This window comes from Rathayibacter rhapontici, from assembly GCF_001995175.1.
Taxonomy (GTDB): domain Bacteria; phylum Actinomycetota; class Actinomycetes; order Actinomycetales; family Microbacteriaceae; genus Rathayibacter.
This window is the reverse complement of sequence record NZ_MUKN01000080.1, coordinates 1-12,266: the sequence shown is the minus strand read 5'-3', so window position 1 is coordinate 12,266 and position 12,266 is coordinate 1. Positions and strand designations below refer to the sequence as shown.

Sequence of the window (12,266 nt, the reverse complement as noted above, 5' to 3'; positions counted from 1 at the left end):
TGCGAACGGCCGCGCCGCCACCGCCGTGGGCCGGGCCGCCGAGGAGGAGGTGCGCGCCGCGCTGGAGGCGGTGCCCTGCTCCGTCCCGCTCGCCCGTCACTTCGTCGAGCAGTACGACGTCGTCACCCGAGATCTGCCGCACCACCGGAAGGCCACCCCATGAACGGCGAACCCTGCACCGCGACTCCGGGCTGCACCGGGACGATCGAGGACGGCTACTGCAACGTCTGCGGGTCCCCGCCCGCGAGCGGCGGCGCGGGACCGGCCGCGTCGACGCCGACCGCACGACGCCCCGCCCCGAGCACCGCTCCCGCCACCGCCTCGGCCGCCTTCGGCACGGGGTTCGTCGAGGGCGCCCCGAACGCCTCCGCCCCCGTCGGATCGAGCATCGAGGAGGCGGCGACCGCGCGCAGCGGACGCACCTCCTCCGCCCGCCTCGCCACCGCCGCCCTCGGCTCCGCCCGCACCGCGCAGACCGGCTCGAAGGTCACCCGCCGCGTCGGCACCACCTCGACCCGCCTGCGCGGACCGCGCCTGGGCGCCGGGCTGACCACCGTTCCCTCGCGCCCCGCCGCCGACCCGATGGCCGCGCTCATGACGGAGGCGGTCCTCCCCGAGCGCAAGCGCTTCTGCTCGAACTGCGGCACGGCCGTGGGCCGCGGACGCGACGGGAAGGCCGGCCGCACCGAGGGCTTCTGCCCCAACTGCCGCACCCCCTTCTCGTTCACCCCGCAGCTGCAGAAGGGCGACGTGGTCGGCGGGCAGTACGAGGTCGTCGGCTGCCTCGCCTACGGCGGCCTCGGCTGGATCTACCTCGCGCGCGACCGCAACGTCTCGGGCCGCTGGGTGGTGCTGAAGGGCCTGCTCAACTCGGGCGACCCGGACGCGTACGCCGCCGCCGTCACCGAGCGGCAGTTCCTCGCCGAGGTCGAGCATCCGCTCATCGTCGAGATCTACAACTTCGTGCTGCACGAGGGCGCCGGCTACATCGTGATGGAGTACGTCGCGGCCCGAGCCTCAAGCAGATCCTCCAGGAGCGGCTGGAGGCGAACGGCGGCCGCGCCGATCCGCTGCCCGCCGACCAGGCGCTCGCGTTCGTGCTCGAGGTGATGCCCGCCTTCGCGTACCTGCACGACCACGGGCTGCTGTACTGCGACTTCAAGCCGGACAACATGATCCAGGTCGGCGACCAGGTGAAGCTGATCGACCTCGGCGGGGTGCGCCGCGTCGACGACGACGACTCCGCGATCTACGGCACTGTCGGCTACCAGGCCCCGGAGGTGCCCGAGGTCGGCCCGTCCATCGCGTCCGACGTCTACACGATCGGGCGCACGCTCGCCTCGCTGGTGCTGGACTTCCGCGGGAACCAGACGACGTACGTCGCGTCCCTCCCGCCGGTGTCCGAGACGCCGCTGTTCCAGCGCTACGACTCCTTCTACCGCCTGATCGCGAAGGCGTGCGCGCCGGATCCGCAGGACAGGTTCGCGACGGTCGACGAGATGCGCGGGCAGCTGCTGGGCGTCCTCCGCGAGGTGGTAGCGACCGACCGCGGGCCCGGGCACCCGTCGCTGCACTCGACCGAGTCGGCGCTCTTCGAGGCGCCGGTCGCCGACGTGGTCGACCGCCCGCTGCCCTGGGACGCGCTGCCGCTGCTGAAGATCGACGAGTCCGACGCCGCGAAGGCGTGGCTCGCGGGGGTGAACGTCGCCGACCCGATCGTGCGCCTGCGCGCGCTCGCACTCGCTCCGATGGTCACCGTCGAGGTGCGGCTCGCCCGGGCCCGCGCCGCGATCGAGGCCGAGCGGTGGGACGAGGTGTCGCGTGCGACGGGCGAGATCCTGGCGGAGGACCCGTGGGAGTGGCGGGCCGTCTGGATGAGCGGTCTCGCGCAGCTCGCGCACGGCGACGACATCGGCGCCCGCGCCTCCTTCAACACCGTCTACGGGCAGGTGCCCGGCGAGCTGGCGCCGAAGCTGGCGCTCGCCGCGGCGTGCGAGTCGAGCGGAGAGCCCGAGGTGGCGGAGTCGCTCTACGTGATCTGCGCCCGCTCGGACGCGAACTACACGGCCCCCGCCGCCTTCGGCCTCGCCCGGGTGCGGCAGGCGCGCGGCGACCTCGACGGAGCGCTCGACGCGCTCGACATCGTCACGCCGACGCGCTCCTCGTTCCTCGACGCCCGCCGGCGCCGGGCCGAGCTGCTCGCCGAGTCGGGCCGTGGACTGCCCTCGCTGTCGGCGGCGCTGTCGAGCGTCGACTCCCTCGCGATCGACCCGCGCACGCGGCTCGAACTGACCACCGGGGTGCTGGAGTCGGCGCTGGAGCTGGTGCGACGCGACGGACCCGCCGAGGGAGCGATGCTGGGCACGGTGGAGGCGACGGAGCCGGCGATCCGAGACGGACTGGAGGCGTCCTACCGGGCGCTCGCCGCGTCCACGCGCGAGCGCGAGCGGCGCCTCGAGCTGGTCGACAAGGCGAACGCGGTGCGCCGCTGGACGATGACGTGAGCGGGGGAGCGGGCGTGAGCGAGGGCGTGAGCGGGAGCGAGGACGTGAACGGGAGCGAGGACGTGAGCGGGAGCGAGGTGGCGCCGGAGGAGAGCGCCGACGCGACGGGTGCCGTCGCGGGATCGCCGACCCCGGAGGCGGCCCCCGAGCCGCTCCCGACTCCGGAGCCGGCCCCCGAGCCGCTCCCGGTCGCCGACCCCGTGGCGCTGTCGACGCCGTGCCCCGTCTGCGGCGAGCCGGTGACGGCCGGCGACGCCTTCTGCGAGGCGTGCGGAGCGACGCTGATCGTGGCGGCCGCTGTGCCCGCGCCGCCCGCCGCCGTCGAGGGCGCCCGTGCCGCCTGCGTCTTCTGCGGAGGTTCCGTGGCCGACGACGGCTACTGCGAGCAGTGCGGTCAGCGGGCCCCTACCGAGCGCGAGCACTGGGCCGAGGCACCGCATCCGCTCGTCGGAGGCGTCTGCGACCGCGGGATCCGGCACGCGGCCAACGAGGACGCGATGGCGATCGGCGCGGTGGCGGCCGAGGACGACGCGCTCCGCACCGCGCTCCTCGTCGTCTGCGACGGCGTCTCGTCGACCCCCGACTCCGACACCGCCTCCCTCGCCGCGGCCCGCGCCGCCCTCAGCGCACTGCAGGCCGAGGTAGGCGGCGGAGCGCGCGGCGCCGAGCGCTGGGGCGCTCTGCTGCAGATGGCGACGGCGCGCGCCTCCGGAGCGATCGACGCAGCCGTGCCCGAGAAGCGCGACAACCCGCCGTCGTGCACCTTCACCGCCGCGATCCTCGAGGGGTCGCTGCTGGTCACGGGCAACGTCGGCGACAGCCGCTGCTACTGGATGCCGGACGCGGGCGCCCCGCGGCAGCTCACCGTCGACGACTCGTGGGCGCAGGAGCAGATCGCGTCGGGGATGAGCCGTGCCGAGGCCGAGACCTCGCCTGACGCCCATGCGATCACCCGCTGGCTCGGCGCCGACGCGCACGACGAGGAGCCGCGGCTGTCGACCGCGGTGCTCGACGAGTCCGGCTGGGTGCTCGCGTGCTCGGACGGGCTCTGGAATTACGCCTCTCCCGCCGAGGACCTCGCCGGGGTGCTGCACGAGGCCGAGCAGCGCGTCGGCAGCGATCCGGTGACGCTCGCCGAGGCGCTCGTCGCGTGGGCCAACGCGCAGGGCGGGCACGACAACATCACGGCGGCTCTGGCGCGCTTCGAGGTGCCGGCGGAGTAGCGGGTCCGTCCAGCCGACCGGGGGTCGTCTGGACGAATCCGTCACTCGCTCCGTCGGCGCGCTCCCTACGCTCGACCCCATGAGCCTCGCCGAGTCCCGCACCGCGCTGTCCATCGTCGGCCACTGGATCGACGGGGCGCCCTCCGCCTCCTCGTCCGGTCGGACCGCGCCCGTCTACGACCCGGCGCTGGGAGTCGTGAGCCGCGAGGTGGCGCTCGCCGACACCGCCGAGATCGACGCGGCCGTCGCCTCCGCCAAGGCCGCCTTCCCCGCCTGGCGCGACACGTCTCTGGCCAAGCGGCAGCAGATCCTGTTCCGATTCCGCGAACTGCTCGAGTCGAAGAAGGGCGAGCTGGCCGAGATCATCACGTCGGAGCACGGCAAGGTCGTGTCGGACGCGATGGGCGAGATCACCCGCGGCCAGGAGGTCGTGGAGTTCGCCACGACCCTGGCGCACCACCTGAAGGGCGAGTACTCCGAGCAGGTCTCGACCGGCGTCGACGTGTACTCGACCAAGCAGCCGCTCGGAGTCGTCGGCATCATCTCGCCGTTCAACTTCCCTGCGATGGTGCCGATGTGGTTCTTCCCGATCGCGATCGCGGCGGGCAACACGGTCGTCGTGAAGCCGTCCGAGAAGGACCCGTCGGCGGCGATCTGGCTCGGAGCGCTCTGGAAGGAGGCCGGCCTGCCCGACGGCGTGTACACCGTGCTCAACGGCGACAAGGTCGCGGTGGACGGGCTCCTGGAGCACCCCGACGTGCGCTCGATCTCGTTCGTGGGATCCACTCCGATCGCGCAGTACGTGTACGAGACGGGGACGAAGCACGGCAAGCGCGTGCAGGCGCTGGGTGGGGCGAAGAACCACATGCTGGTGCTGCCGGACGCGGATCTCGACCTCGTGGCCGACTCCGCCATCAACGCGGGCTTCGGCTCGGCGGGGGAGCGGTGCATGGCGATCTCGGTCGTGGTCGCGGTCGAGCCGGTCGCGGACGAGCTGATCTCGAAGATCCAGGACCGGGCGTCGCAGCTGCGCATCGGCGACGGACGCCGCGGCTGCGACATGGGCCCGCTCGTGACGGAGCAGCACCGCGACAAGGTCGCGTCCTACATCGCGATCGCGGAGGAGGACGGCGCCGAGGTGGTCGTGGACGGTCGCGGCATCGAGGTCGACGGCGATGCGAACGGGTTCTGGCTCGGCCCGACCCTTCTCGACAAGGTCCCGACCACGTCGCGCGCCTACACCGAGGAGATCTTCGGACCGGTGCTGTCGATCGTGCGCGTCGGCACCTACGAGGAGGGCGTCGAGCTGATCAACGGCGGCGCGTTCGGCAACGGCACCGCGATCTTCACGAACGACGGAGGAGCGGCCCGCCGCTTCCAGAACGAGGTCCAGGTCGGCATGATCGGCATCAACGTGCCGATCCCGGTCCCGGTGGCGACGTTCTCGTTCGGCGGCTGGAAGTCGTCGCTGTTCGGCGACACGAAGGCCCACGGCGCGGAGGGCGTGCGCTTCTTCACGCAGCAGAAGGCGATCACGTCGCGCTGGCTCGACCCGTCGCACGGCGGCATCAACCTCGGCTTCCCCCAGAACTGAGCCGCCCTGCTGGAGCACGGGGATCTCGATACGCCCGCTGCGCGGGCTACTCGATCAGCAAGAGACGCCCGCCGCATCGGTCTCCTCTGCTGGTCGAGTAGCCGCGCAGCGGCGTATCGAGACCCCCGTCACCAGCAGCGCGGCCTCCCTCAGCGCACGAACGCCAGGGCCAGCCAGAGCTCGCTGCGGGCCGACACGTCGTCGAGGTCGACGCCGAGCAGCCGCTCGATCGCGGTGATGCGGTTGCGGAGGGTGTGCCGGTGGATGCCGAGCTCGCGGGCGGCGGGCTCCCACGCCCCGTTGCGGCGGAGCCAGACGCGCGCGGTCTCGAGCAGCAGGGCGCCCTCGGCGCTCTGCAGGGGAGCGAGCAGCCGGCGCGCGAGCGGCTCCGCGCCCGAGGCGGTCAGGAGCCCGAGCATGCCCTGCGCCGCGAGGTCCTCGAAGCGCAGGAGCGGGCGCTCCGGGGAGCTGCGCTCCGCCGCGCGCTGCGCCTCCTGCAGCGCCGCCTCGAGCGACGCCCAGTCGGTCGGAGCGGAGGCGCCGGCCGGGGTCCCGTGCCGCGCGAGGACCGCGGCGATCACGTCGAGGTCCTCGCGCCGGTGATCAGCACGAGCGCGCCCTCGCGCTCGGCGAAGAACAGGCGCTCGCCGTTCTCCTCGGCGACCACCTCGAGCTCGTCGAGCAGCGAATCCCCGCGCACCGGCTCCGCCAGCACGCTCACCCGGAGCGGCACCGCCGGCAGCGCGCCCCAGACCTGGCGTGCCGTGCGGGCCGCGACGTCGAACGCCCCCGCCACGAGCAGCTCGAGCAGCCCCGAGCGCAGCTGGCGCCGGGAGGTGTCGAGCGCGCGGCGCTGCTCGAGGGCGATGCTCGCGAGGGCGATGACGCTGGCGACGAGGTCGTTGCCCGCCGGATCCAGGGGAGTGCCCGTTCCGACGGCGAGCACGCCCCGCAGATGGTCGCGGCGTCCGAGCGTCTGCAGCGTCACTCCGCCCCCGTCGTCGAGGCGCAGTCCCGCGCGGCTGCCGCGCGAGAGCGTGTGCCGCACAGCCTCGGCGACCGAGCGCTCCGCCTCCGGGGGCACGTCGAGCCGGGTGGGCACCTGCACCCGCTGGCCGACCGCGTCGTAGAGGGCGACCCAGCAGCCGAGCTGCCGCTCCAGCTCCGAGAGGATCGCGGCGAGGCCGTCGGGCCGCAGCGCCGCGCGGGCGACCCGGCGCTGCGCCTCGAGCGACCACTCCAGCCGTTCGCGCTGCTCGCGCGAGATGACGTCGGCGACGAACCGGATGATGCCCATGAACGGAGTCAGGTCGGCGACCTCGAGCAGCGGCAGGCCCTGGCGCTCGCAGGCGGCGATCAGCGCCTCCGGCACCTCGTCGTGCACGATGCCGATCGCGAAGCCGAGCGCGCGGATGCCGCGGCCGCGCAGGCGTGCGACGTACTCCTCCGAGAAGTCGGGCGCGTGCTCGCCGGCGAAGTGCACGCCGTCGGTGAGCAGCAGCTGGCCCGAGTCGAGCCAGGGAGTGGGATCGACGAGGTCGGAGGAGTGCGCCCAGACCAGCGGGGCGTCGAGCGCCGCCTCGTCGTGCACGCCCGCGAGGACGTGGAGGGCGAACGCCGGTTCGGCGAGCAGGTCGCGGACGGTCGCGGGCACGGTGGCCTCCTGACGAGGGGATCGACGATCCGTCCATCGTAGGCGCCCGCGATGGACGGATCCGCTCGCGCGGCCCCTCCCGTTCCGCGGCAGGATGGGACGCACCGCCTCCGGAAGGACACCATGAGCACCGAGACCGTTCCGCCCGTCACCGCCCCCGGCCGCAGCAACGCCTCGGTCACCGAGGCCGACCGCTCGCGCGTCTTCCACTCGTGGTCGGCGCAGGGAGCGCTGAACCCGCTCCCGATCGCCGGCGGTCTGGGCGCCGAGGTCTGGGACGTCGACGGGAACCGCTACCTCGACTTCTCGAGCCAGCTCGTGAACGTCACCATCGGCTACCAGCATCCCAAGGTCGTCGCCGCGATCCAGGAGCAGGCGGCCGTGCTGACGACCGTCGGCCCCGCGTTCGCCAACGAGACCCGTGCCGAGGCCGCGCGCCTGATCACCGACCTCGCCCCCGAGGGCTTCGAGAAGGTGTTCTTCACCAACGGCGGAGCCGACGCGAACGAGAACGCGATCCGCATGGCGCGACTGTTCACCGGCCGCGACAAGGTCGTCTCGCTGTACCGCTCGTACCACGGCAACACCGGAGCGGCGATCGTGTCGACCGGCGACTGGCGCCGCATCCCGAACGAGTACGCGCGCGGGCACGTGCACGCCTTCGGCCCCTACCTCTACCGCAGCGAGTTCTGGGCCGAGACGCTCGAGCAGGAGTGCGAGCGCGCGCTGCACCACCTCGAGCGCGTCGTGCAGGCCGAGGGCCCCGAGTCGATCGCGGCGTTCCTGCTCGAGACGATCCCGGGGACGGCCGGCGTTCTCACTCCGCCGCCCGGCTACCTCGCCGGTGTGCGCGCGATCGCCGACCGCTACGGCATCCAGCTGATCCTCGACGAGGTGATGGCCGGATTCGGCCGCACCGGCGAGTGGTTCGCCTTCGACGCCTTCGACGTGCTCCCCGACCTGATCACCTTCGCGAAGGGCGTCAACTCGGGCTATGTGCCCATCGGAGGAGTCGTCATCTCGGAGGAGATCGCGCACCACTTCGACGAGCGCGTGTTCCCGGGCGGGCTCACCTACTCCGGCCACCCGCTCGCGTCGGCGAGCGTCGTCGCGACGCTGACCGCGATGGCGGAGGAGGGGATCGTCGAGAACGCGAAGACCATCGGGTCCGAGCACCTCGCGCCCGGACTCGCCGCCCTGCAGGCGAAGCACGACGTCATCGGCGAGGTCCGCGGCTCCGGCGTGTTCTGGGCGCTGGAGCTCGTCGAGGACCGCGGGACGCGGGCGCCGGTCCCGGCCGCCTCGGTCGCGCGCCTGAAGTCGGACCTGCTGTCGCGGGGGCTCCTGCCGTTCACCGCGGACAACCGCATCCACGTCGTCCCGCCGGCCGTCGTCACTCCGGAGCAGGTCGCCCGCGGCCTGTCGATCCTCGACGACGCGCTGACCGCCTTCAGCGGCTGACGCGGGCGCCCCGCCCTGCTGCTGATCGAGTAGGCCGCGCAGCGGCCGTATCGAGATCCACTGACTCCTAGCGGCGGTGGGTCTCGATACGCCCCTGCGGGGTTACTCGACCAGCGAGGGACCGGGCCGGCCGCGTTCGGCGAGGAGTGGCTGCCCTGCTGCTGATCGAGTAGGCCGCGCAGCGGCCGTATCGAGATCCACCGACTCCTAGCGGTGGCGGGTCTCGATACGCCCCCGCGGGGCTACTCGACCAGCGAGGCTGGAGCGATTCGACCAGCGAGGGACCCGACCAGCCGCGCTCCTCGAGGCGTATCCGGGAATCCGCGTGTCAGCGGATTCCCGTCGCCGACCGCAGGACGCTCTGCGGAACGCGCCCCTCTTCGAGAGCCGACTGCGGCCCGCCGCCCCGCGGCGTGCTAGGCCAGCGCATGCAGGGTGAACGCGGTGACGAAGCCGAGCACGGCGTACAACCCCGTCAGCACGTCGTCCCGGTCGAACGCCTCCGGGATCATCGTGTTCGAGATCATCGCGAGGATCGCGCCGGCCGCGACGGTCGTGACGAAGGCCACGACGGCTCCGGGCGCGGTGGCGAACACGAGGAAGCCGACGAGCGCGGCGGCGGCCGAGGCTGCGGCGATCCCGCCCCAGACGGTGAAGACGTAGCGGGCGGAGCGGCCGTCGGCCTTCATGCCCGCGGTCGACGAGAGCCCCTCGGGCAGGTTCGAGATCGCGACCGCGGCGACGATCGGCACGCTGATCGCGGCTCCCGAGCCGCCCTGCGCCACCGACAGCCCGAGCACGATCGACTCCGGCACTCCGTCGATCAGCGCACCGGCCGCGATGGCCGCTCCGCCTCCGCCGCCCGATCCGGAGGAGGACTTGCGGTTCCCGGCGCCCGCGCGCGAGAGCAGCGCGTCCGCTCCGACGAAGACGACCGCTCCGGCGAGGGTGCCGAGCACGGTCGGCAGGAGGCCGCCGTCGTCCGCCGCCTCGGCGACGAGCTCGTAGGCGAGGGCCGAGATCAGGACGCCGGCGCCGAAGGCCGACACGGCGGCCGTCAGCTTGGGCGGGACGCGGACGAACCAGGCGAGCGCGGCGCCGATCAGGAGCGTCGCTCCTCCGATCGCGCCGCTGAGGAGGGCGAGGGACCAACTGGGCACGCCTCAGCGTCTCAGACGGCCGCGCCTCTGCTCCCGGGGTTGACGGCGGGGTCGGGCTCGCGCGGAGGATGCACCCACGTCACGAGGACCACCGACACGATCATCAGGAGGAACCAGGACACGAGCTTCGACACCGAGACGACCTGCCAGCCGTCGACCTGATCCGGGTAGAGCCAGGCCCCCGAGTAGGTGGCGATGTTCTCGGCGAACCAGATGAACAGCGCGACCAGTGCGAATCCGAGGAGCACCGGCATCCGGTGCACGCCGCGGTGGACGCGGTAGACCATGACGCTGCGTCCCCAGAGCAGGACGACCGCCGCGAGGAGCAGCCACCGCGCGTCCGGCAGGAAGTGGTGGCTGAAGAAGTTCACGTAGATCAGCAGCGCGACGACCGCCGTCGACCACCACCGCGGCCAGCGGACGAAGCGCACGTCGAAGAGGCGGTGGATCCGCACCATGTACGAGCCGACGGACGCGTAGAGGAACCCGCTGAACAGCGGCACCGCGCCGATCCGCAGCACCCCGTCGGCCTCGTAGCTCCACGATCCGACGTCGGTCTTGAAGAGCTCCATCCCGGTGCCCACGAGGTGGAACAGCACGATCACCCACAGCTCGCGCCCCGTCTCGAGGCGGGTGGCGACGAGGACGATCTGCAGCACGACCGCGGCGATCGTCAGCAGGTCGTTGCGCGCGAGCGCCGCGTCGTCGGGGTACCAGAGGCGGGCGGCGAGCAGGAGGACGAGCAGTGTCGCACCGAACACGCACGCCCACGCCTGCTTGGCCCCGAAGACGAGGAACTCGATCAGCGAGGCGCGCGGTCCGGTGGCGGGGCCGCGCGCGAGGAGCCGGTTCGCGGCGTCGTCGATCCGCTGCTCGATCGGTGTGAAGGCCCGTCTCGGCTCGCTCATGCGTCCCGCTCCCTGTCGGAGCGGTCGATGCTACCGGTCGCGCGTGGGGCGGCACCCCGGGCATGCGATGCGCGGGTCCTCGGGCTCCGCAGGGGGAGCCGCCTGTGAGCGCGGACACGGTGTCCCCGCGCGGCGCGGAACGCGAAATAGACTGCGGGGATGGCGGAGTTCAGCGCGAGTGTTTTCCAGAACGAGTACCTCTCGGACGGCGCCACGGATGTGCACGCGATCGTGACGGTCACCGCGTCGGGCACCGGCTCGGCCGGCAGCGACGGCGCCGCGGCCGAGGTCATCATCGTGGACTGCTCCGGATCCATGACCGGCGAGAACATGGCCGCCGCCAAGCGCGCGGCCCAGGTCGCGGTCGACCAGATCCTCGACGGCACGTTCTTCGCGGTCGTCGCGGGCTCCGAGCGCGCCGACCGCGCGTTCCCCTACCCCAACGCCTCCGTCTCGATGGTGCGGATGGAGCCGGGCGCCCGCGCCGCGGCCCGCGAGGCCATCGGCTACCTCCAGGCCGACGGCGGCACCGCGATGGGCAGCTGGCTGACCCTCGCCCGCCAGCTCTTCGCGACGGTCCCCGAGGCGACGCAGCGCCACGCGATCCTCCTCACCGACGGCAAGAACGAGCACGAGTCGCGGATGCAGCTCGACGCCGCGATCCGCGCCGCCCAGGGGGCGTTCCAGTGCGACGTGCGCGGAGTCGGCACGCGCTGGGTGGTCGAGGAGGCGCGCACGATCGCCAGCGCTCTGCTGGGCACCGTCGGCCTCATCGCGAACCCGGCCGACATGGCGGCCGACTTCGAGCAGCTCATGCAGGCGTCGATGGGCCGCGGAGTCGCGAACGGCGACCTGCGCGTGTGGACGCCGCAGGGGGCGCAGCTGCTCTTCGTCCGTCAGGTCGCGCCGAACCTCGAGGACTTGAGCTCGCGCCGCACGCCGGTGAACCCGCTGACCGGCTCGTACCCGACCGGCGCCTGGGGTGACGAGTCCCGGGAGTACCACGTGGCGGTCCGCGTCGCCTCGAAGCCCGTCGGAGCGGAGCAGCTCGCCGCCCGCGTGCAGCTGAGCGTGCGCGACGAGGTGGTCGCCTCGGCGCTGGTGAAGGCCCGCTGGACCGACGACTCCGCGCTCACCGCCCGCATCGACCCGGCGGTCGCGCACTACACGGGGCAGACCGAGCTGGCGTCGGCGATCCAGGACGGACTCGCCGCGAAGGCCGCTGGCGACGATGCGACGGCCACCGTCAAGCTCGGCCGCGCCGTGCAGCTCGCCGCCGTCACCGGCAACGACGAGGCGACCGCGAAGCTGCGCAAGGTGGTCGAGATCGACAACCCGAACGAGGGCACGGTGCGGCTCAAGCGCGGAGTGACCCGCCTCGACGAGATGGCGCTGGACACGGCGTCCACCAAGACCACGCGGGTGCGCAAGTGAGCTACCGGTGCCCCGAGGGGCACACCTCCGCGTCCGGCGACTACTGCGACGTCTGCGGTGCGCCGATCCAGGCCGCTCCGTCTCCCGCTCCTGCGCCGAGCGCCGCCGCGCCGACGACCGCGATCCCGACCGGGCCCGCCGTCTGCCCGAACTGCTCGTACCCCAACGAGGCGGGCGCGCTGTTCTGCGAGAACTGCGGCTACGACTTCACCACGGGCTCGCTGCCCGAGGCCGACCCCTTCACCGAGTCGGGAGCCGTGCGCGCGCCGGCCGAGGTCGGGGGATCGCCGACGCCGGCGGGGGACCCCGCCGCGCACCCTGGGGAGGC

Annotated in this window: 11 protein-coding genes; 7 read left to right on the top strand and 4 right to left on the bottom strand. The window is 73.1% G+C overall.

Features of this window, described 5'->3' with window-relative positions:
* Positions 1–159 precede the first annotated feature (159 nt).
* The 4 genes from B0T42_RS22465 to B0T42_RS17545 all read left to right on the top strand — a co-directional run bounded on the left by B0T42_RS22465 (position 160) and on the right by B0T42_RS17545 (position 5,321).
* Entirely contained in the window at positions 160–1,110 is a 951-nt protein-coding gene (locus tag B0T42_RS22465) for a serine/threonine protein kinase (protein WP_342418277.1), read from the top strand.
* The gene (locus B0T42_RS22460; RefSeq protein ID WP_342418276.1) at positions 1,098–2,504 is read left to right on the top strand and encodes a tetratricopeptide repeat protein; all 1,407 of its coding nucleotides are present in this window, start codon (positions 1,098–1,100) and stop codon (positions 2,502–2,504) included. The genes B0T42_RS22465 and B0T42_RS22460 overlap by 13 nt, the downstream gene beginning before the upstream one ends.
* A gap of 14 nt (positions 2,505–2,518) precedes the next feature.
* Positions 2,519–3,727: a protein phosphatase 2C domain-containing protein gene (locus B0T42_RS17550; RefSeq protein ID WP_236720387.1), complete on the top strand. Its 1,209-nt coding sequence runs from the start codon at positions 2,519–2,521 to the stop codon at positions 3,725–3,727.
* Between the two features lie 79 nt (positions 3,728–3,806).
* Positions 3,807–5,321: a CoA-acylating methylmalonate-semialdehyde dehydrogenase gene (locus B0T42_RS17545; RefSeq protein WP_077224300.1), complete on the top strand. Its 1,515-nt coding sequence runs from the start codon at positions 3,807–3,809 to the stop codon at positions 5,319–5,321.
* 149 nt (positions 5,322–5,470) lie between these two features.
* Here the strand turns inward: B0T42_RS17545 and B0T42_RS19265 are convergent, their stop codons facing one another.
* Together B0T42_RS19265 and B0T42_RS19705 are read right to left on the bottom strand one after the other, a co-directional pair.
* On the bottom strand, positions 5,471–5,902 hold the full coding sequence (locus tag B0T42_RS19265) for a PucR family transcriptional regulator (RefSeq protein ID WP_094742801.1): 432 nt from the start codon (positions 5,900–5,902) through the stop codon (positions 5,471–5,473).
* A complete protein-coding gene (locus B0T42_RS19705) occupies positions 5,899–6,975 on the bottom strand; it encodes a PucR family transcriptional regulator ligand-binding domain-containing protein (RefSeq protein WP_158078171.1) in 1,077 nt (358 codons plus the stop codon). Before B0T42_RS19705 ends, B0T42_RS19265 begins: the two co-directional genes overlap by 4 nt.
* A gap of 123 nt (positions 6,976–7,098) precedes the next feature.
* Between B0T42_RS19705 and B0T42_RS17535 the strand changes: the two genes are divergently transcribed.
* Positions 7,099–8,436 carry an aspartate aminotransferase family protein gene (locus B0T42_RS17535; protein WP_077224299.1) on the top strand — a complete coding sequence of 446 codons (1,338 nt, stop codon included), beginning with the start codon at positions 7,099–7,101 and terminating at the stop codon, positions 8,434–8,436.
* Between the two features lie 416 nt (positions 8,437–8,852).
* On the opposite strand, the gene B0T42_RS17530 is transcribed toward B0T42_RS17535, so the two are convergent.
* Positions 8,853–9,596 (bottom strand): ZIP family metal transporter, encoded by a 744-nt coding sequence (locus B0T42_RS17530; RefSeq protein WP_077224298.1) that lies wholly within the window; start codon positions 9,594–9,596, stop codon positions 8,853–8,855.
* Positions 9,597–9,607: 11 nt separating this feature from the next.
* Positions 9,608–10,504, bottom strand: coding sequence for a DUF817 domain-containing protein (locus B0T42_RS17525; RefSeq protein ID WP_077224297.1), 897 nt, complete (start codon positions 10,502–10,504; stop codon positions 9,608–9,610).
* A gap of 159 nt (positions 10,505–10,663) precedes the next feature.
* Here B0T42_RS17525 and B0T42_RS17520 point away from each other — a divergent pair, with 159 nt between their 5' ends.
* Together B0T42_RS17520 and B0T42_RS17515 are read left to right on the top strand one after the other, a co-directional pair.
* Positions 10,664–11,938, top strand: coding sequence for a VWA domain-containing protein (locus tag B0T42_RS17520; RefSeq protein ID WP_077224296.1), 1,275 nt, complete (start codon positions 10,664–10,666; stop codon positions 11,936–11,938).
* Positions 11,935–12,266 (top strand): zinc-ribbon domain-containing protein (locus B0T42_RS17515; protein ID WP_139344567.1); only part of this gene is annotated, 332 nt, incomplete at its 3' end. The genes B0T42_RS17520 and B0T42_RS17515, both read left to right, overlap by 4 nt.

Bases quoted from the DNA above. Each gene is read 5' to 3' on its own strand.
- B0T42_RS22465 (WP_342418277.1), top strand. From the start codon at position 160: ATGAACGGCGAACCCTGCACCGCGACTCCGGGCTGCACCGGGACGATC.
- B0T42_RS17520 (WP_077224296.1), top strand. From the start codon at position 10,664: ATGGCGGAGTTCAGCGCGAGTGTTTTCCAGAACGAGTACCTCTCGGAC.
- B0T42_RS17525 (WP_077224297.1), bottom strand. From the start codon at position 10,504: ATGAGCGAGCCGAGACGGGCCTTCACACCGATCGAGCAGCGGATCGAC.
- B0T42_RS17545 (WP_077224300.1), top strand. From the start codon at position 3,807: ATGAGCCTCGCCGAGTCCCGCACCGCGCTGTCCATCGTCGGCCACTGG.
- B0T42_RS17535 (WP_077224299.1), top strand. From the start codon at position 7,099: ATGAGCACCGAGACCGTTCCGCCCGTCACCGCCCCCGGCCGCAGCAAC.